This window comes from Nostoc sp. (genome assembly GCF_036919555.1).
Taxonomy (GTDB): Bacteria; Cyanobacteriota; Cyanobacteriia; order Cyanobacteriales; family Nostocaceae; genus Nostoc.
In genome coordinates, this window is sequence record NZ_JBALCS010000006.1 from 1 (window position 1) to 19,048 (window position 19,048).

The following is a 19,048-nucleotide window of genomic DNA, read 5'->3' on the forward strand; positions in this document are numbered from 1 at the left end:
ATGGATGTTTGAGTGGTTTATCCGACACACTACCTTTGATTTTGACACTCTTCAAATGTACGGAGCTTTTTCAGAAATCAAATATTAGTCCTATAGCATAGACAGTAATTATTTCGTTTAACATATTCCCCTCCGTTTTTCATCTCTGGAGGGAATTTTCTTGCACAAAGCGATCGCCTGAATCAATAACTAGCAACTTGGGTTATTAGTGCAAATTAAAGGCGCAACAGCTTATTTCGTCGAAAATTCCTGGCTGATTCAAAAAAAGCCCTTACGCTTACAAATTAAACAGATACAAAAACCATACCTTTAACTCAAAATTTTGGATAGTTCCAGTTCATTAGTTTATTATAATAATCATTATCAGAATGAGAATTGCTGTTATCAATCCCAATAAGTAGACTGAAAGAGGATTATCGATTTATAATTGATGATTGTGAGTTTTTTTTAAGCAGACAGAAAGACTATGAATGCTCAAGAGATTATCCGCTCGATTGAAGCGGAACAGATAAAATCGAATCTGCCCGACATTTATGTGGGCGACACCGTAAAAGTGGGAGTGAAAATCAAGGAAGGCGAAAAATACCGCGTACAACCTTACGAGGGAGTAGTGATTGCCATGCGGAACGGTGGCATCAACGAAACTATTACAGTTCGTAAGGTTTTTCAAGGCGTGGGCGTCGAGCGGGTATTTCTGTTGCATTCTCCCCGGATTGACAGCATCAAAGTATTACGTCGCGGTAAAGTACGCCGTGCTAAACTGTATTATCTCCGCGATCGCGTAGGTAAGGCAACCCGGATTAAGCAACGGTTTGACCGCCCTTTGTGATTCGTCCTTCAAAAGTATGGGAGAAGCATCAAGCGGCATCTGCCGCTAACTTGTTTTCCTGACAAAATTAAGGTATGATAAAAAATGGATATTGCGTTAAACTGAAATTTAGTTCAGCGCAATGACTAAATCCAAAACAGCTTGTGCGCTCTTAGTTCAGTTGGTAGAACGCAGGTCTCCAAAACCTGATGTCGGGGGTTCAAGTCCTCCAGGGCGCGCTCAAAAGCAAAAAAAAAGCCCGAAATAATTACGCAGCTGTTAATATAGCAGTTAGCGCTAATAATTTCGGGTAAACTTATTGTGTTTGCAGTTGTTTTGCTTTCAGGAAGTGAAATAGAGTCGAAACTGTAAACCTGGATGACCGAATTTTAGATTTGATGAGATTTTGGATTTTGGTGAAGCAGTGTAGTATTGGGCGTTTCCCCCATGAGCAACTGCTGTTAGCGACATAGGAGCGTCACCCGTACCCGCAGCGTCTCCCCTTGGGAGAAGGGATTGAGAAGAAATTTAAAATCGACAAACTAAAATCTAAAATTAAGCGCCTTTGCCTTAAGGCATAGGATAAATCTAAAATCCAAAATCCAAAATTGAGTACAAACGGGGGATAAACGGTCGTGTCCAAAAAAAGTGAAGCAGAATTGCCAGAAAACACAAATGGGTTTAGCTTGGGCAACTTCATACAGGGAACCAAAGAAGAACTTGAAAAAGTAGTTTGGCCCAGTCGGAAACAGATAGTTAGCGAATCCGCGGCTGTGTTGCTAATGGTGGCACTCTCCGCATCTTTGATATACTTGGTTGATGGATTGTTTGGTTGGGCAGCAAAACAGGTGTTCTGATGACTTTTGCAACAAACGAACCTCGCAACTCAACGTTGCAGTCGGAGGAAACAGCAGAAACAGCAGAAGCAGCGTCAAAAGAAACACGCTGGTATGCCGTGCAAGTAGCCTCAGGCTGTGAAAAGCGTGTAAAGACTAATTTAGAGCAACGCATTCAAACTTTTGATGTAGCTGACAAAATTGTTCAGGTAGAAATTCCGCAGACGCCAGCGGTGAAAATCCGCAAAGATGGCAGTCGCCAGCATACAGAAGAAAAAGTTTTCCCTGGCTATGTGCTGGTGCGGATGATGATGGATGATGATACCTGGCAGGTTGTACGAAACACCTCCCATGTAATTAACTTTGTCGGTTCAGAACAAAAACGTGGTAGCAGTAAGGGTCGAGGTCATGTCCACCCCATACCACTGAGTTCTTCAGAAGTCGAACGTATATTCAAACAAACCAGCGAACAGGAGCCGGTTCTCAAAATTGACATGGCTACTGGTGATAAGATAATGGTGCTTTCTGGTCCATTTAAAGACTTTGAAGGCGAGGTGATTGAAGTTTCTCCAGAGCGGAATAAGCTTAAAGCCTTGCTCTCAATTTTCGGCAGGGATACACCAGTAGAATTGGAATTTAATCAGGTAGAGAAACAGAGCTAAATACAAATGGCGAAGAAAATAGTAGCGGTCATTAAACTGGCCCTGAATGCTGGAAAAGCCAACCCAGCACCGCCAGTGGGGCCCGCATTGGGTCAACACGGCGTCAACATCATGATGTTCTGCAAAGAGTACAACGCCAAAACAGCAGATCAAGCTGGAATGGTGATACCTGTAGAAATTTCGGTTTTTGAAGACCGGAGTTTTACGTTTGTACTCAAGACGCCACCAGCATCAGTGCTGATTCGGAAGGCGGCGAAAATTGAAAAAGGCTCGAATGAACCCAACAAAAAGAAAGTTGGGTCAATTACCAAAGCACAATTGCAAGAAATAGCCCAAACGAAACTCCCCGATCTCAATGCCAACGACATAGACGCGGCAATGAAGATTGTGGCAGGAACGGCTAAGAATATGGGTGTAACAGTCACAGAGTAAAAAAGTTATGAGTTATGAGTTTTAAATTTAGTAACTCCTGATTCCTCACTTTTAACTTCCTACTCCAAAATCTAAAATCCAAAATTGTATCGGGGGAGAGGCGAAGCTTCGGAATTACCCCAGGAGAAAAAAATGGTAAAAATATCGCGTCGTTTGCAGACGCTGCAAGCAAAAGTAGAAGATAAGGACTATGAACCCCTAGAGGCTTTAGCCCTTCTCAAAGACACAGCAACAGCTAAATTTGCCGAAGCGGCTGAAGCACATATCCGGCTGGGAATTGACCCTAAGTATACAGACCAACAGTTGCGGACAACGGTAGCACTGCCCAAAGGTACAGGACAAATCGTTCGGGTGGCGGTGATAGCCAGAGGCGAAAAGGTAAACGAAGCAAGCAACGCTGGTGCTGATATAGTCGGATCAGAAGAACTGATTGACGAAATCCAAAAAGGTAGAATGGATTTTGACAAGCTGATTGCTACACCCGATGTGATGCCACAGGTGGCAAGGCTGGGTAAGTTGCTTGGTCCGCGTGGTTTGATGCCATCGCCCAAGGGTGGAACCGTGACATTTGATTTAGCAGGTGCGATCGCAGAATTCAAAGCTGGTAAATTAGAATTCCGAGCTGATCGAACTGGCATTGTCCATGTTATGTTTGGTAAGGCAACTTTCTCGCCTGAAGATTTGTTAGTCAACCTGAAGGCATTGCAGGAGACGATTGACCGTAACCGTCCTTCAGGAGCTAAAGGTCGTTATTGGCGCACATTTTATGTAGCTGCCACAATGGGGCCATCGATTAAAGTTGATATCAGCGCCCTACGAGATTTGAAACTGAGCGAAGTAGGTTAACTAAGAGTTAGGAGTTAGGAGTTAGGAGTTAGGAATAAAATTACTAACTTCTAACTACTCACTCATAACTTTAAACTAAATAGCAAAGCCGGAGACAGCAGGTGCTAATAGCTTAATATCCTGCCGAGGTTAAAACTCTAATTGTCAAAATTATCACTCGTAAAGGTGTGATAACTATGGTATCAGGAGTCTTAATACTCAACCCCGGCTAAGTTAGCTGGGGTTTGTTGTTTGGGTTCAGTTTAAAAAAAACGCACAAGTAGGGCAATCACCGATTGTTTTAAGGAGGTGAGATTGGAATGGGTAGAACACTAGAAAATAAAAAAGAGATAGTAGCTGACCTCAAAGTTACTTTGAGTGAGTCAACTCTGGCACTGGTAATTGACTATCAGGGGCTAACGGTTTCTGAAATCACAGACTTACGGCGGCGGCTGCGTCCTAGTGGCACCGTTTGTAAGGTGACGAAGAACACCCTAATGGGCATTGCCATTAAAGATGATCAAAAATGGCAGCCACTGTCGGAATTGCTCAACGGTGCTTCCGCCTTTTTGCTGGTAAAAGAAGATTTTTCATCGGCAATTAAGGCATACCAAGAATTCCAAAAAGTCACCAAGAAGACAGAACTTCGCGGTGGTGTTCTGGAAGGTCGTCTACTCAAAGAACCGGATGTCAAGATACTGGGAGACTTGCCATCTAAGGAACAACTCATAGCACAAATTGCTGGAGCTATCAACGCTTTGGCTACCAAGATTGCTGTGGGTATCAACGAAGTTCCTGGTTCACTGGCTCGTGCTTTGCAGGCTGTGGCCGACCAAGAGCAAAGTGGTGGTAGCACCGAAAGCCCTGCTGTACAAGATAGCAGTACCGAAACCGCTGCTGTACAAGATAGCAGTACCGAAAGCCCTGCTGTACAAGATAGCAGCACTGAAAGCCCTGCTGAATAGACTTCGTGGTTAATCAGTCAAGAGTTAAGAGTCAAGAGTCTATAGTTAAAGACCAATGACCCATGACAAATAAATAATCAAAATTACAGGAGTTATATCCATGTCTACTGCAACCGATCAAATTTTAGAACAACTAAAAACCCTTTCTTTGCTGGAAGCTTCTGAGTTAGTCAAGCAAATTGAAGAAGCTTTTGGCGTAAGTGCGGCTGCACCCGTTGGCGGCATGATGATGATGCCTGGTGGTGGTGGTGCTGCTCCTGCTGAGGAAGTTGTTGAGCAAACTGAGTTTGAAGTGATTCTTGAATCAGTCCCAGCTGATAAGAAGATTGCCGTGCTGAAGATTGTCCGGGAATTGACCGGTTTGGGTCTGAAAGAAGCGAAAGACTTGGTAGAAGCTGCGCCCAAGGCAGTTAAAGAAGGTATTGCTAAGGATGCTGCTGAAGATGCTAAGAAGCGCATCGAAGAAGCTGGCGGTAAGGTGACTGTTAAGTAGTCACAATTCTATTACTAGTTTTTTATTAAGGAGTCTGAGTCAGGCTCCTTTTTTTATTACGGTTTTTGTAAATGATTATCGCTTAAGAGTGTATCGCAGATTTCCCAAAAGCGGATGCATCAAGTTGTCATTTACCTATAACCCAAGCAAAGCCTGTCTATGCAGGCTTTGCTTGGGTAGCCCCAGACTAAATATCTGTGGGCGCTTTCATATTTTTGCAAGACATTGAATGACTAATTTCAATCAACGTCTTTGACTGTCCTCTTGACTGCGTTGCCTGTATCTTCAGCTGTGCGCTGAACATTTTTGCCAGCATCCTCAGCCCCACGCTGAACATTTTTTGTCACGTCTTCAGCAGCATTCTGGGTATTACCCTTGATATTTTCAATTCCTCGCTGAGTTCCCTTAACAAGACCTTTCCGAACTTCTTCAGCTGAACTGCCGATATCTTCACCCAGGTTCTTCACTCTTTCACCAAGGGATGTACCTTGTTTGTAATTTTGACCATATTGCTCTGAGCTGTCAATTCCTTTCTGATCAATATTCCTTTGAGAATTTTTTGCCAGCGCATCAGCTCTGTCATTCGCTGCCTTTTCATCTTGCGCTCTAGGATCTACATCACTAAAGTTATTCATCCCACCAGCCGGAGAATTCAGAGGATAATCTTTTGTGGAATCGTATCGTTCTATATTAGGTGCTTGAGCGCCAGGTTGTGGCGGCTGTGTTGCTATTCCTGGAGCACCACAAGCCTGGGTCATAAATAGAAAGATTCCTGCTAAAAAAACAGTTAAAACTTTCAAGGGACGAATGTTTTTCAGCCAATTCATTGCTTTTTTCATACTTCTAACTCCTTGCATTTTTCTGACTAAGTTAAACTTCAACCAAGATAGCATTTGTAATTAATTTTACATCACAAGCATTCAGACAAAATAATAGTTTTATCTGTCTAGTGCTGGACTTGGTTGTAATTAAGGTCTTGCTTTAACTTCATCTGGCTTGTTTTTCAAAAAGCCGGAAGCTTCTTCAACAGCCTCTTTTACAGTCTCAAGACGATCTTTAACCCGCTCTCCTACATTTGATTCATTCTGAATCAAACCACCTGGTTCAGGTTGTCGGAAGTCTTTATCTGTGATCAGTGGCAGCTCTGCTTCTTTCTCGACTCGACCTGCTAAAGTCTCGCCACCAGGATAAAGTATCTCAGATTCTTTATTTGTAGCAATCAACAATTGCGAACTTGGTTGTAAGCTAGCTTGGTCGCGTCCCTGATTGGCTTTTGGGTTTGCTATTTTCGGATCGGTGGACATTCTATAGTTGGTATACTTGTCTCCACCATTCTTATAAGGATTGTTTGCTCCACCAGCTTGTACAGCAGGATTTTGTGGATTTGCACCTTGAGCATTTGCCCCACTACAAGCAGTGCTAACTATCAACAATAGTCCAGCTAAAAAGATAGTTAATATTTGGCGCAATCTTATTTTTTTCAAGAATACTCTCACTGCGTTCACGTAGTCCTCCTTGCCAAAATATTAATAAGCTAATAATTTGCTGAATCATTGAATTGGTCAGCAAGTTATTGTGCTTATTTTGGTTCGCTCACTTTCCATAACCTCTATTAAGGATATGAATAATAAAATTAACTTTACCTCTAGCGCAGGCCACATTTTAATTAGTAATAATAGAATATTTTTATCTAACTATAGAGAGATATAAAATAAAGTAATATAGTGTTCGTAAAAAGAACTACATCAACCTGTTTAATACTTCAAAAGCTTTGAATAGGTAGCTGATGTAGTCTAATAGTTGAGGCATTCAGCCCTTGTTGCTCTAACCGTTAAATTACTAAATTTATGAAGCAATTTTTACGCTGGATAATTTTGGGGGGAACGCTGTTTTTTTTAGGGAAAGCTCTGAAGGATAATTGGATTGAAGTGACTGCTATCCGCATTGATGGGGTAGGATGGGCAATTATGGCGATCGCTACAGGCATCACTTTACTAGCACATACTTGGGCTGGCTGGATCTGGACTTGGATTCTGCAAGAGTTAAGTCAACCTGTATCATCTACCCAGTTCATCCAAGTTTACCTCAAAACTAACATAGCTAAATATTTACCAGGTAATATCTGGCATCACTACGGGCGAATTGTAGCCGCCAAAAATGCCAATGTTTCTGCTGGTGCAGCTACCTTAAGCGTTTTGCTGGAACCCCTACTGATGCTAGCGGCTGCTTTAATCATCATTGTCCTATGCAGTAGCCAATTTGCGGCAGCTAATGCTACCCTTGTTCTGCAAATACTACAATTTCTGAGTTTAGCTGTAGTTCTTTGTGCTATTCATCCCTGGTTTTTAAACCCAATTATTCGTTTTTTGTACAGATTGAAAGCAAAAAAGTCTGCTACTAGCACTGAGTCAACTGTTCCCTTCAGTCTTAAAAGCTATCCCCTACGACCTTTGTTAGGAGAATTGGGCTTTATGGGACTGCGTGGAACTGGGTTTATATTAACTATGTTCGCCCTCGGTTCGTTGAATGTAAATGAAATTCCTTTGTTGTTAGGGGCTTTTAGTTGCGCTTGGTTGTTAGGGTTTATCATTCCAGGTGCGCCTGGTGGATTAGGTGTGTTTGAAGCGACTGCATATGAACTTTTGCGACACCACTTTCCATCTGCCCTAGTATTTAGTGCGATCGCTCTATATCGACTCATTAGTATTCTAGCTGAAACTGCGGGTGCTGCTCTGGCTTGCTTAGATGAACGCCTTGCTAAATCCTAAATCAGGCGACACTCATTTTTGTCTATCTACCTTCATCTGTGAAAACACACGATAACCATCCAGATTTAACTGCGGATTACTGCTTTGGTTTTCTTCCATCTTAATCAAGTTATATTCTACGTTTTCCGCATATATTGCAAACGTGATATTAAAAATCTCCATAAAATTGATTACCCACTTACACTCATCTTTAGGATATTTTTCGTAATAACGAATCAGATGAGCAATCCTAATTTCTAAATGCCTGCGGGAATTTCTACAAATTAAAATAGTCTTCAGCAATATAATCACCAATGTTAGAGAGTGACCCGGAGCAAGCAATAATATAAATAACGACGAAGGTTCTTTTCCATTTTCTGTTGTCAAACAATCAATTACTCGATTACAGGTTCTCAAGAACAATTCTTTAGTGATAATTTCTTGACTATAATCTTTCTTCCATAATGATAAATTTTCTGCGAACTGCCGCCGTAAATTCTCGACTAAATTTTGATTATCTACAGAAAAAAATAGATATTTTTCTATACTAATTTTAAATTCTTTAAGAGTTTGCTCTTGAGTTTGTTTGACAAATATATTGGCAATATTCTCATAGCTAAACACACCCTTTTTTAAAACAATTGCTTTTATTAAATGCAGGACATTATCTCCCAAAATACTGGGATTTGTGTAGCGTGTTGTGCTTGAGACAGCAGATTGAGAACGAGCAATATACATTGCTAATTCAAACTTAAATTTGTCTTTCATCTGTCTAGAAAGCTTTCTGGCAGCCTCTTGTTGATCTCGGCAATTATTCTCGTTAACAGATTGATCAACTAATAAATAAGAATTGTAGCGATTAGCCCAATGACCTTTAGATAATTCCTCATGTTTACCAGCAAATAATTTTAATTCTTGGTAGTCTTTGCTGTTTATGAAATTCTCTAGCCAGCTTTTACAGTTATTTATGGCTGGAAAATTATTGTTCTTTACTTTTAGGTTTGGATTAGCAAATAAATTAACTAATTCTGGGATATATTTGTCTTTTCTATTGGTTGTCCAGTTGTTTATTATTATATAACTACAACGCTTAAGTGTATTACAAAACTCCTGTTCGTTATCATTTAAAAAAATGCTGTATATCACAGGTATAGAATGGGAATCCTGTGAATCAAGACCGTCTATAAATAAACCTTTGAACTCCCGTAAAACATCATCTGGCGACAGTTTTTTGACAATTTCCACAAAGAAGCTATAAACCTCTTCTTGTGCAATTTGCACATTTAGCGGTCTAGATTGAGACATAACCAAATGTGGATATTCCTGACTAATTGATAAACTATTAGCGGTCATTCCAGTTCTCAGGACAAAAAGATTTCCTGTTCATATTATTACTAGTTTAACCTTGGCTAACAGTAGCATCAATCTATTCTTCAGACATTCAGTAATCTTTTTACACAAATTTGATAAACTCAGACTATAAATAAAGTCTTAAACATAAATTGTTTAAGACTTCATCAAATACTCCAGTAAAATTATTTACTTTTAAGGGAGTCAATATGCGACCAAATTAGGGTTGTGTTCAGCGCTTGAAACGGTCATTTTGCGTAATACATATTATGATTAATTTGTACAGTGCGTAAGTCATAATTATTAACACTTTCAAGGTGGGTAAAAATTTTGGTTAAGAAATTTGACAAGCGTAATGTCAAAGCGATCGCACTTAGCATTGATAGCGTTGAATCCCACAACGGCTGGGTAGGAGACATCGAAGAAATTCAAAGCACCACCTTTAACTATCCAATTTTGGCGGATGCGGATCGCAAGGTTTCTGACCTTTACGACATGATCCACCCCAATGGTAATGCGGCTGTTTTAGCTGGAATGCGATCGCAAATCAAACAATCCAAGCCTACCAAAAAATTCTGGCAAACAAATGAATTTAATCCAACGCAGACAATAGCAGTTTTTGCCAAATAGGGGCTAGAACTGCTTTGACAACGATATCCGCAATCACAAAACCAATCCCAATTAACATATAATTTTTAGGAAAGGGAGATTTAGGAACTTCGCCTCTGATGCGAGTTATTAGATTTAATCCTAATGCAGCTAAAGCTACCCCAGTGGCGATAAACCCGATTATCCGCAAAAGTGACCAAGGATACCACCCTAAAATGGCTGCTAACCAAGGTTTAGCACTAACTTTCACCAATTCTGCAACATAAAAATTCATGTAGTTCAGCATCCAAGTGCCAAATATCAATGCCACACTACTTAAGGTGACAACGCAGAGAATACAAAAAATCCCGTACTGCAATAAATGCGCTGGTAAAAATAAACTGAGTGAACCTTCTGAACCTTCTCCCGTGCGAATCCAGTACAACATTTCTGTAGTGTATGACTGTCCACGGAGGATGACTTTTGCGGCTGTTTCTGGTGCAATCGCTATTGCTACAATTATGGCAATACTCTGCAACACTCCCCACAGTAACATCCACCAAAAAGCACTTTTATATTGTTGACGACGTACTTGTAAAAATAAAATGGGATAGGGAACAGCAGCACCGAAAATCGGCATCAACCAGGGAATTCCAAAAACAAAACTCGCAGTTGTGCTGAGGATAACACCAATAACCAAAAATATTAATATCATGATTAATTCAAAAATAATAAGTTACTCGCCTGGGCGACTAGAAGTCGCATTTACACAGACAAAACCTGCCTCCACAGGTTAGCAAACCCTTGATTTTGCAAACTTTCCACGGAGGTGGAATTTGCTTGTATAGTTGCGTTCGCGTCAGCGTGCCGGAGGCTCTATTATATTCGCCCAATACTTTTAAAACATCCTGTTAGAAACTTCTCACAATATTGCATCTATACTAAGAAAGTTTATTGTAATTATGCAATAATGTGGTAATTCTGCAACGCAATATGCCTAGACGTGCAATGGCTTGTTGTTAGACATCACCCTGATACTTGCAATCCTCTATTTAAAGAAAAATTTGTAGGGAAAACATAATAATTTAGCTCATATATGTGTATTTTAGTCAATAGATTTTACCTCCCTCACGTCTCTTATCTGAGAGTGTTGACAACCTAAAATTTTGTTTCAAACAGCTAAACTCCGATTGGGAAATGGGAGTTTTATGTCATGATGGCATACTAGAATATATATGCCTTTCTAACTACAGGGAATCTCACATGGCTCTCCGTCTAGGTGATACAGTACCCAACTTTACGCAAGCCTCAACACACGGCGACATCGATTTTTACCAATGGGCAGGTGACAGCTGGGTTGTGCTGTTCTCTCACCCTGCTGATTTTACACCTGTTTGTACAACAGAACTCGGCACAGTTGCCAAGCTCAAACCAGAATTTGACAAGCGCAATGTCAAAGCGATCGCACTTAGCGTTGATAACGTTGAATCCCACAACGGCTGGGTAGGAGACATTGAAGAAACTCAAAGCACTACCCTTAACTACCCAATTTTGGCAGATGCCGATCGCAAGGTTTCTGACCTTTACGACATGATCCACCCGAATGCTAATGCGGCGGTGACAGTGCGATCGGTTTTCGTGATTGACCCCAACAAGAAACTCCGTCTCACTTTCACATATCCCCCCAGCACGGGACGCAACTTTGATGAACTTTTGCGGGTGATTGATTCTCTGCAATTGACTGATAACTACAGCGTGGCGACACCAGCTGACTGGAAAGATGGCGAGGATGTTGTAATTGTCCCATCACTCAAAGATCCAGAAGTACTCAAAGAGAAATTCCCCAAAGGGTACAAGGAAGTTAAACCCTATCTGCGGCTAACTCCTCAGCCTAATAAGTAATATCATGTCCGCCAGATTACCCATAATAAAAGAACCCCTCCCCGCTTTTCGGGAGGGGAGACAAAGCATAGCTTTGGCGGGGTGGGGTTCTTCGGGTTTAATAAGCAATCAAGCGGACATGATATAGATCTGAAAATGATTTCGGATAAAAAAACAAAGACGCAAATATATAACTTTGCGTCTTTGTTTCTTTGCGTGAGAATATAGTCAGTGGACTAGGCATCTGAAGCTCTCAGAAAAATTACATCAAGCGAGGCTACAAGATAAGGAAGAGCTAATTGTGTTATACCGGGAGCAGTTACGTCAGAATAATACAAATTTGATAGAGATTGTTAAAACAATGGCTGAGAAAGAACCTACTAACAAAACCACAATACATGCTACCAATATCGGATTTGTTCAAAGTGGTAGCGGTACTGTTTCCAACTTCTCTCAGAATATCGGACATAACATTAACGAAATTACCAGGCTGATTGGCTCTCTACGCGAGATAGCACAAGGTTTTCCAGAATCTGAACGTGAAGATGCTCTCGTGAATTTGGAAGACTTACAAGAGGATATTAGTACACCTGAGAAGCAAAAGCCTGAGAGAATTAAAATCCGTTTAGGGAAACTGTTGGTGATTGCTAGTACAATTGCTGGTATTGTTGCTGGATCTGCTGATTTTAGCAATAACGTTCTGGAGCTAGCCGAGAAACTAGGAGTCCTAATTGAGATTAGTCAGCCTCAACTCTTGCAGCAATTGCCTGTATTAGAGCTAAATCAGCAAGATGAAATTGACCTAGCTTCTCAGGGAATTAACAAAGCACAGGCTGAGATTTTGCGATCGCATCTAGCAATCTTTGCAGAGGATTGGGATAGCCCGGAAATGAGTATTTATGACAACTATGACGCAGCCAAAACAAACCTTTAAGCGAGGTGATCTTGTTCTGGTACTATTTCCAAATTCTAACCTGACTACTGCCAAAACAGGACCTGCTCTGATTGTGCAAGCAGATAATTTGCAGATAGGTTTGCCCCAACTTATCGTTGCTATGATTACCAGCCAGATGTTTCGAGCAGGACATCCTAGCCGTGTCACTATAATGCTAAGTTCCCCAGAAGGACAACAATCAGGGCTGTTAGCAGATTCAGTAATAATGGCTGATAACTTGGCAACAATTACACTCTCCGCAATTTATCAAGTAATTGGCTCACTACCAACAGCAAATATTGACCAAGCATTGAGACATACATTTCGATTGTAGTAATAACTAATGCAGCATAACAAAAGCATTGCAGCGGATGAATGCTCCTAATAACAAACAAGCTGTACTTTTCAGTTGCTTGCATATCCACCCAGATACTTAGGTTTACTGGTTGTACCAGGCTTTTCGCCACTGCTGCATTTGCTTAATCTCTGTATTTTGTGCCTTGATAATTTCTTGGGCTAATTGCTTGATTTCAGGGCGCTTAGACTTACTTAAAACATCTTTTGCCATTGTTACAGCCCCTTCATGGTGAGGAATCATCGCATTGATAAAGCGCAGATCAAATTCAGCATCAGCTGCACCTAAGTTCTGACTCATCATCATAGTTTTCATTTGGTCAGAGGACATTTCCATCATGTGCCCCATTTGACTGTCATAAGCCATTGGTTTATCTCCCGCCTTCGGATACCAAGCTTGTCGCCACCGCTTCATCTGAGTGATTTCTTGGTTCTGCGATTTGATGATATTGTCTGCTAGCTTTTTGATTTCAGGACGTTTTGATTTCTGCTGCGCTTCTTTAGCCATTTCCACAGCCCCTTGATGGTGAGGTATCATAGCATCGAGGAACCGTAAATCAAAATTAGCATCGGCTGGGCCTAAATCCATTCCCATGCTGTGATTCATCTGCTTGTCGCTAGTATTGGTAGCGGTTGCATTTGGGGCTTGGCTTTGGTTCTGGGAAGCAGTATTGGTACAGGCTGTGATTAAGCTACCAGCTGAAGCGATCGCAGTCAAGGTTAACGCCAAAAAGCCATTCCTTAAAGATAACAGTTGCATAAATCTCAACTAACAGTTTCCTAATTCTATATTTACTCTAAGCTTTGCAGCCAGAAATGAAATTAGGATGAAATTTAAAGATACCTGATTTTTTTGAGAAGTCAGGTATCTTATTTTTCATTTCTCACTCAAAATTGTGTAAGCTTCATTAAGTAAGTGCATTTTCTCTTGTGCTTGTTTTAGCAGTTGCGGCTTACCAACAAACAAATCTGGATGCCATTTTTTTACTAAAGTTCGATAAGCCTGCTTTACCTCAGCCAAAGAAGCATTTGCTTGCAATCCTAAAATGCCATAGGCGCGAGTAATCTTATCTTTTTCCGTCTGGGTTTTTGGTTGGTTGGGTGCTTTGTTGCTTTGAGTTGTATTTTGCTGTTTGCCAGTTTTAAAACCAGGCGATCGCATTTCTGCTTTCATTCGCGCTATTTCCTCATTGAGTTCCCAATAACGAAATTTCGCCTCCACCTCTTCTGGACGTGGAGAAACAGATTTTATCCTTGTCTCACTATTCTTAGCAGTATTTTCCTGTTGTTGCTTAACACCAGGATCTTTTTGAGGGGAAGTTTTAACTTTCTTTGGTTGTGGCGAATATTTTCTATTGGTATTCGTGTATTTTGGTAATTCTTTATAAGGTTGATGATTTGAGAGAATTTTGACTTGTTCTAATTCTCGTAGCAACTGATTAAAACCGTTTTGTAATTGCTGCAAATTTTCCCGTCTATTAGTAATTTCTAGTGGTTCTTGACTAAATTCAAAGCAAATTACTTTTTCGGATTTCTGCTCATATTCAGCCAAAATTGCTAACCCTTGACTGCTGAAGCGAGATAAATAATCTTCAACTGCACTAATACAAAGTTTAGCAACTTCCTGATGATAAGATTCCTTTGCTAATTGTTCGTCTTGTGTCTGGATATTCTTGTTTAACAAATAAGAAATACTTCCGACGACAGCAGCACCCACCGGGCCGCCTAACAACCAACCAATACCACCACCAACAGCGATGGAACCAGGTTCACTCAAATCATCAGTATTGCTTGGCTTTGAGGGTAGTATTACTTGTGGTTCGCTAGGAAAGGGAATTAATAAATCTTGCAATCGTTCTTCTTGGAAAAATTCGTAAGCTTGATAAAGCCATTTCACCACAGCAAATTGTAATTGAGTCAGGTCTTTTTTAAGAGTATTTGTTTGCCAAACTTTAAAGTTATTTTCTGCCAATGCAACTGCCGCACCAGCTTGATATTTTGTGAGTAGCTTGGGTAATGCTAGCCAATCACGTAATTCTCCCACGCTAGTAGCAAAACCTTTATAAATTAAGTTGGCTGCTTTTTGTTTAATTTCAATTTTGCTATTCTGTTTATCATCAAAGGATTTTATTTCAATAGCAATCGGGTCAATTTTAGCTTTTAATGAGAATTGGATTTGAGAAGCGATCGCTTGCACTCTTGGCAAACGCACACTACCACGATTTGGTTGCAAAATCCCCACAATATTTTGCAATGCTGTTTCAAAAGCCACTAACCCGCTACTATTGGCAGCAGCAACATCGCCTTTTAATCTGGCTCTTAAGGCAGGTAAAGCATCAACGCGATATAAATTACTAAAACCTGGAGGTAATTCGGCTCGAAAGCTTTCCGCAACAAACACCAGACGATTTTGAACTTGTTTTTGCTCGTCGGGTTCAAGTAAGTTAAGAAAATTGGCAACAAATATAACTGTTTTAATACCGCGATCTAATAGCCAATCTCGTAAGTTTTCCCGTTCACCTAAAGTCATTAACTTACGTGCATCTAATAATTGGATAACTAAATCTGCACTTAAGAGTTGTTCTCGGACTAAACTATCTTGTTCATCTCTATCATTTGTTCCCGGTAAATCGAGCAATTCTACACCCGTTTCTAAGAACGGATGCGGACAAAAAACTTCCACAGATGCTACATCTTTTTGCATCTGCCTATTGCCATCAAGAATTGCAAATTGCTGTAAAACTTCTGTGCCACTGCGGGAGATTTCTGTACCATCTAGCAACATGATGCGAGTTCGCACATCAGAACCATATTTGACAGTAATTGCCGCACCTGTGGTGGGAATTAAATCAATTGGTAAAGTACGATTTCCTAGCATGGCATTCAGCAAGGTAGATTTGCCATGATTAAAGGGGCCAAATACCGCAATGCGAAAACTAGGATTAACCAGATGATTGCAAATGGTAATTATATCTTGATGCAATTGCGATTTGCGTTCTAAATTCAGTAATGCAGATGCAGATTTGAGAGAATCCGCTAAATCCTTATAACTTTCATACTGTTGTTGCATATTCCCTCGTTCCCAGGCTTCGCCTGGTAATGCAGATAATTGAGGCTCCGCCTCATATTCTTATTATCGGAGGCAGAGCCTCCCAGTAGGCATTCCCAGTCGGAGACTGGGAACGAGAGTCGAGAATAATGAGAAATATTAGCTATAGTAAGCTAATAAATTGCTATATGCCGCCTCAATTTTTTGCAACTGAGCTATTACATCTTCCTGTAAGGTTTTTAAACGTCTGAACTCACTCTCACGATTAATTTCGCGGGTTTCTTTCTGCTTGAGCAGATTATCTAATTCAGATTTACGAGATACAATATCATCGTTAATCCGCTTACTCACTTCTCTTTCGTAAGAGTCAAAACACTCTTTCACGGCATTGTATACAACCTGAGATTGCTCATGTGCTACTTGGGGTAGATGTTTAACTAACTCTTTTTTAGCAGTTTTAACTAACTCTTTACGCGCTTGATCTGCTTGCAAAAATCCTACTCCCAAACCTAGCAGCGCAAACCCAATTGGACCAAGAAAAATACCTGTCACTGCTGTAATTATCCCGCCAACACCAATTACAGTGAAGTAGTTTAACAAGATATTTTTCCAATCAAATCCAGCGCCAGCTAGTGCGAAACTAGCAAGATTTCCCTTGGACAGTGATAACAATCCCATTGCCCATTTTGCCCATCCGGGAGAGTTATCTTCTTCAGTAGTGGTAGTGGTATTTACTTTAACGTTTTGTCCAGTCAGCTTTTCTGTTATTTGGTCTGTGACTTGACTGTAAGACGCGCCATATTGTGCAGCACTGCGAGAAAGTTCTTTAAAAGCTGCATTGATATCTTTTTCAGCAGTTAATGTCCAAGCAGCAGATTTGTCGGTGATGTATTGCTCAAAAGCTTTTTGTAGTGCGGTATTAAATGCTTCTCGTTTACCACTACTGAGAAAATCAAACAAATTTAATTCCGGCTGATAGCGTAAGAAATCATTTTCAAAGGTATTACCTAAGTTTAAAACGTAGCTACGAAAAGATTCGGAAATCGTTCTTGCTTAAGTGTCTCTTGTATTGATAATTTCTTTTTGAAATTCATCTCGAATACCTGTGAGTTTGTTAAACTCTGGTTCTACTGAATCAATTCGTTTTTTTAATTCATTTACATCTTCGTCAAGTAATGGTATACGTCTAGCAACTGCTTCGCGGATATGATTGCAGGCAAGTCTTGCTAAAGTTCTGATTTGACGGAGTTCTGCGATCGCACGTTCTCTGGTAAGAAAAGTATTAAGCGAACTCATAAACTTCGGAAAGCCAGTCCCCTCTAAATCAGCTTGAGGATTTTTCAACCGTCGTCTGAGTGCTTGAATTGACGAAAGCTCAAACACTCGTTCGTCATAAATATTCTGACCTTCTACAGAACAATATTCTGCTAAATTCGCGTTAAAGACTTGCCGTAATCTCTCTTCAGATCCTTTTAACTCCTCTACATCGTCAGGATCAATCAATGATTCCCGCACCTGATCCCAAGCATTAACTAAGAAGAAGACTGTCAATCCTCGACCTTTAATATAATTTTTTAAGTAGCGACGCTCACCCAAGGTACAAGGTTGAGAAGCTCTCATCACAAACAGAATTGCATGGCAATTATTTACATAACCCAAAGATAATTCGTTTCGCGCTTCTGTATCATTTAATCCTGGACTATCGACAATTTCAATTCCCTTTTCTAGTAGCGTTAAAGGATACTCAACTACTGCATAATCAACATCAGGAAAAGCTTGTTTTTTCTCCTGCTCTAGTTTTTTAGCTTCACCCGGATCAATGGTATATTTATGTTTAAAGCTCTGAAAATCTAGCTGTTGCGGACTTTTACCATCATTAAAATGAATCGTAACTTTCTTTTCTGGCCCATAGCGTAAAACTGTTAACACTGCGGTACAAGGGTTAACATCGCTCGGTAATAAGTTTTCACCAATTAAGGCGTTGAGAAACGTGCTTTTTCCCCGTTTCATATCGTCCAAGACCAAAAGGCGAAATACACCTTCACGGAGGTTTTTGCTAGCTACAGTAATATCTTCAATATCTCGTTCTAAACTGAGTTTTCCTGATGAAGAGTCTCCAGCCAATTCAGCTTTATCAATTGTTTCAGCAATTTTGCTCAAACACACAGAAATCTCCGATCGCACTTGAGCAACACGCTCTAAATCTTGGAGAAATCTGTCAGTTACTACCTGCTCACTCATCATAGTTACACCTTTATTAAAGATTGGTTTTTTTGATTCAAAAAATAATTAGTAAGACATCCACCCCAGTGCAGCAACAATAATAAACCCAGCTACCACTGAGGCTATCCTGACTGCAACCAGCGTTACCACACCAAGAGCAAACAGCTTTCTACCGAGGATAGCTTTTTTCATCCAAGGTTTCTGAGAATCTTCCGACTGATGCTTCACAGTTTGATGAAAAACCCCATTGGTAGCATGGATGTTAATTTCCATTTCCCAAAGACGCAATTCAACTTCTCGTTCTCTTAGTAAACGTTCCCGGTGTTAGAGTTCTATTTGGCGATGCCTACGCTTTCAGATGTCATTGGTGTCCATCCCGTCTAAGAGAATGAAATGATGTCAGCATTCACTGATCAATTATGGAGTATCATAACTTACGATAATATTATTTAACCCCAGTAAAATTACTATTTTAATTTTCATTACCTGCTAAACTTAAACTGAAAGTTAGCTACCATAAAATGCAGCCCCTTTCCCGAAAATTGTAGCGAAAACGACTATTCCCACTATTAAACTTGAATCCCAGTATGGATTTAGTTAGTAATCAAGTGCAAAATCCTCGGCTCTAATGTTTGCGGAATTAGACCAGAACCGTGGAATGCGCTCTCACCAAAACAATGACTTGTGCGAAAATAAGAAATTAGGACTTACGCGTTGACAAGAAATACCAAATATGAATCAGGTGAAAAACCACATCTTTCGTAGGGGTTTAGCATGCTTTACCCCTACAGCATCGTCTATTTACAATCAAAGGATAATTAAGAAAAGCCTGAAACAACCTATTTTTGTTAACGTACATCACGATGAATTTGTACAGTGCGTAAGTCCTAGAAATAAAAGC

18 protein-coding genes, 1 tRNA gene, 2 pseudogenes and 1 other annotated feature are annotated in these 19,048 nt (G+C 40.3%); of the genes and pseudogenes, 13 read left to right on the forward strand and 8 right to left on the reverse strand.

Annotated elements, in window-relative coordinates; genetic code table 11:
* Positions 1–466 precede the first annotated feature (466 nt).
* The 8 genes from rplS (at position 467) to rplL (ending at position 5,021) form a co-directional block, all read left to right on the forward strand.
* Complete coding sequence (gene rplS, locus V7K36_RS01120) at positions 467–829, forward strand: 50S ribosomal protein L19 (RefSeq protein ID WP_273766612.1); 363 nt, start codon at positions 467–469, stop codon at positions 827–829.
* Between the two features lie 145 nt (positions 830–974).
* Positions 975–1,047, forward strand: a tRNA-Trp gene (locus V7K36_RS01125).
* 396 nt (positions 1,048–1,443) lie between these two features.
* The gene (gene secE / locus V7K36_RS01130) at positions 1,444–1,665 is read left to right on the forward strand and encodes a preprotein translocase subunit SecE (RefSeq protein ID WP_334833058.1); all 222 of its coding nucleotides are present in this window, start codon (positions 1,444–1,446) and stop codon (positions 1,663–1,665) included.
* Complete coding sequence (nusG, locus tag V7K36_RS01135; protein WP_334833056.1) at positions 1,665–2,306, forward strand: transcription termination/antitermination protein NusG; 642 nt, start codon at positions 1,665–1,667, stop codon at positions 2,304–2,306. Before secE ends, nusG begins: the two co-directional genes overlap by 1 nt.
* Before the next feature lie 6 nt (positions 2,307–2,312).
* A complete protein-coding gene (gene rplK, locus V7K36_RS01140; RefSeq protein ID WP_335112474.1) occupies positions 2,313–2,738 on the forward strand; it encodes a 50S ribosomal protein L11 in 426 nt (141 codons plus the stop codon).
* A gap of 132 nt (positions 2,739–2,870) precedes the next feature.
* Positions 2,871–3,584, forward strand: coding sequence for a 50S ribosomal protein L1 (gene rplA, locus V7K36_RS01145; protein ID WP_334833052.1), 714 nt, complete (start codon positions 2,871–2,873; stop codon positions 3,582–3,584).
* A 70-nt stretch (positions 3,585–3,654) separates the two neighbouring features.
* Positions 3,655–3,822: a sequence feature (ribosomal protein L10 leader region), on the forward strand.
* 61 nt (positions 3,823–3,883) lie between these two features.
* Complete coding sequence (rplJ, locus tag V7K36_RS01150; RefSeq protein WP_335112476.1) at positions 3,884–4,528, forward strand: 50S ribosomal protein L10; 645 nt, start codon at positions 3,884–3,886, stop codon at positions 4,526–4,528.
* A 100-nt stretch (positions 4,529–4,628) separates the two neighbouring features.
* Positions 4,629–5,021 (forward strand): 50S ribosomal protein L7/L12, encoded by a 393-nt coding sequence (gene rplL / locus V7K36_RS01155; protein ID WP_335067965.1) that lies wholly within the window; start codon positions 4,629–4,631, stop codon positions 5,019–5,021.
* 239 nt (positions 5,022–5,260) lie between these two features.
* On the opposite strand, the gene V7K36_RS01160 is transcribed toward rplL, so the two are convergent.
* Both V7K36_RS01160 and V7K36_RS01165 read right to left on the reverse strand, forming a co-directional pair.
* Positions 5,261–5,860 (reverse strand): hypothetical protein, encoded by a 600-nt coding sequence (locus V7K36_RS01160; protein ID WP_335112478.1) that lies wholly within the window; start codon positions 5,858–5,860, stop codon positions 5,261–5,263.
* A gap of 129 nt (positions 5,861–5,989) precedes the next feature.
* Entirely contained in the window at positions 5,990–6,526 is a 537-nt protein-coding gene (locus tag V7K36_RS01165) for a DUF6658 family protein (protein ID WP_335112480.1), read from the reverse strand.
* 342 nt (positions 6,527–6,868) lie between these two features.
* On the opposite strand from V7K36_RS01165, the gene V7K36_RS01170 reads away from it, so the two are divergent.
* Positions 6,869–7,789 (forward strand): lysylphosphatidylglycerol synthase domain-containing protein, encoded by a 921-nt coding sequence (locus tag V7K36_RS01170; protein WP_335112482.1) that lies wholly within the window; start codon positions 6,869–6,871, stop codon positions 7,787–7,789.
* 12 nt (positions 7,790–7,801) lie between these two features.
* Here the strand turns inward: V7K36_RS01170 and V7K36_RS01175 are convergent, their stop codons facing one another.
* The gene (locus V7K36_RS01175) at positions 7,802–9,121 is read right to left on the reverse strand and encodes a hypothetical protein (protein ID WP_335112484.1); all 1,320 of its coding nucleotides are present in this window, start codon (positions 9,119–9,121) and stop codon (positions 7,802–7,804) included.
* A 327-nt stretch (positions 9,122–9,448) separates the two neighbouring features.
* Between V7K36_RS01175 and V7K36_RS01180 the strand changes: the two are divergent.
* Positions 9,449–9,643, forward strand: a pseudogene (locus V7K36_RS01180) (redoxin domain-containing protein); the annotation flags it as partial.
* A 67-nt stretch (positions 9,644–9,710) separates the two neighbouring features.
* On the opposite strand, the gene V7K36_RS01185 reads toward V7K36_RS01180, so the two are convergent.
* Positions 9,711–10,421, reverse strand: a complete 711-nt coding sequence (locus V7K36_RS01185) for a hypothetical protein (RefSeq protein ID WP_335112486.1) — start codon at positions 10,419–10,421, stop codon at positions 9,711–9,713.
* A gap of 548 nt (positions 10,422–10,969) precedes the next feature.
* Between V7K36_RS01185 and V7K36_RS01190 the strand changes: the two genes are divergently transcribed.
* The 3 genes from V7K36_RS01190 to V7K36_RS01200 all read left to right on the forward strand — a co-directional run bounded on the left by V7K36_RS01190 (position 10,970) and on the right by V7K36_RS01200 (position 12,855).
* Positions 10,970–11,608: a peroxiredoxin gene (locus tag V7K36_RS01190; RefSeq protein ID WP_335112488.1), complete on the forward strand. Its 639-nt coding sequence runs from the start codon at positions 10,970–10,972 to the stop codon at positions 11,606–11,608.
* A gap of 280 nt (positions 11,609–11,888) precedes the next feature.
* The gene (locus V7K36_RS01195) at positions 11,889–12,521 is read left to right on the forward strand and encodes a hypothetical protein (protein ID WP_335112490.1); all 633 of its coding nucleotides are present in this window, start codon (positions 11,889–11,891) and stop codon (positions 12,519–12,521) included.
* Positions 12,496–12,855: a type II toxin-antitoxin system PemK/MazF family toxin gene (locus tag V7K36_RS01200; RefSeq protein WP_335112492.1), complete on the forward strand. Its 360-nt coding sequence runs from the start codon at positions 12,496–12,498 to the stop codon at positions 12,853–12,855. Before V7K36_RS01195 ends, V7K36_RS01200 begins: the two co-directional genes overlap by 26 nt.
* A 105-nt stretch (positions 12,856–12,960) precedes the next feature.
* Here the strand turns inward: V7K36_RS01200 and V7K36_RS01205 are convergent, their stop codons facing one another.
* The 4 genes and pseudogenes from V7K36_RS01205 to V7K36_RS01220 all read right to left on the reverse strand — a co-directional run bounded on the left by V7K36_RS01205 (position 12,961) and on the right by V7K36_RS01220 (position 18,435).
* Entirely contained in the window at positions 12,961–13,635 is a 675-nt protein-coding gene (locus V7K36_RS01205) for a DUF305 domain-containing protein (protein ID WP_335112494.1), read from the reverse strand.
* A 117-nt stretch (positions 13,636–13,752) separates the two neighbouring features.
* Positions 13,753–15,945: a dynamin family protein gene (locus V7K36_RS01210; protein ID WP_335112496.1), complete on the reverse strand. Its 2,193-nt coding sequence runs from the start codon at positions 15,943–15,945 to the stop codon at positions 13,753–13,755.
* A gap of 138 nt (positions 15,946–16,083) precedes the next feature.
* Positions 16,084–18,165: pseudogene (locus tag V7K36_RS01215) on the reverse strand (dynamin family protein).
* A gap of 48 nt (positions 18,166–18,213) precedes the next feature.
* A complete protein-coding gene (locus tag V7K36_RS01220; RefSeq protein ID WP_335112498.1) occupies positions 18,214–18,435 on the reverse strand; it encodes a hypothetical protein in 222 nt (73 codons plus the stop codon).
* Positions 18,436–19,048: the final 613 nt, after the last annotated feature.

Bases quoted from the DNA above. Each gene is read 5' to 3' on its own strand.
- rplS (WP_273766612.1), top strand. From the start codon at position 467: ATGAATGCTCAAGAGATTATCCGCTCGATTGAAGCGGAACAGATAAAA.
- nusG (WP_334833056.1), top strand. From the start codon at position 1,665: ATGACTTTTGCAACAAACGAACCTCGCAACTCAACGTTGCAGTCGGAG.
- rplK (WP_335112474.1), top strand. From the start codon at position 2,313: ATGGCGAAGAAAATAGTAGCGGTCATTAAACTGGCCCTGAATGCTGGA.
- rplA (WP_334833052.1), top strand. From the start codon at position 2,871: ATGGTAAAAATATCGCGTCGTTTGCAGACGCTGCAAGCAAAAGTAGAA.
- rplJ (WP_335112476.1), top strand. From the start codon at position 3,884: ATGGGTAGAACACTAGAAAATAAAAAAGAGATAGTAGCTGACCTCAAA.
- rplL (WP_335067965.1), top strand. From the start codon at position 4,629: ATGTCTACTGCAACCGATCAAATTTTAGAACAACTAAAAACCCTTTCT.
- V7K36_RS01160 (WP_335112478.1), bottom strand. From the start codon at position 5,860: ATGAAAAAAGCAATGAATTGGCTGAAAAACATTCGTCCCTTGAAAGTT.
- V7K36_RS01170 (WP_335112482.1), top strand. From the start codon at position 6,869: ATGAAGCAATTTTTACGCTGGATAATTTTGGGGGGAACGCTGTTTTTT.
- V7K36_RS01175 (WP_335112484.1), bottom strand. From the start codon at position 9,121: ATGACCGCTAATAGTTTATCAATTAGTCAGGAATATCCACATTTGGTT.
- V7K36_RS01185 (WP_335112486.1), bottom strand. From the start codon at position 10,421: ATGATATTAATATTTTTGGTTATTGGTGTTATCCTCAGCACAACTGCG.
- V7K36_RS01190 (WP_335112488.1), top strand. From the start codon at position 10,970: ATGGCTCTCCGTCTAGGTGATACAGTACCCAACTTTACGCAAGCCTCA.
- V7K36_RS01200 (WP_335112492.1), top strand. From the start codon at position 12,496: ATGACGCAGCCAAAACAAACCTTTAAGCGAGGTGATCTTGTTCTGGTA.
- V7K36_RS01205 (WP_335112494.1), bottom strand. From the start codon at position 13,635: ATGCAACTGTTATCTTTAAGGAATGGCTTTTTGGCGTTAACCTTGACT.
- V7K36_RS01210 (WP_335112496.1), bottom strand. From the start codon at position 15,945: ATGCAACAACAGTATGAAAGTTATAAGGATTTAGCGGATTCTCTCAAA.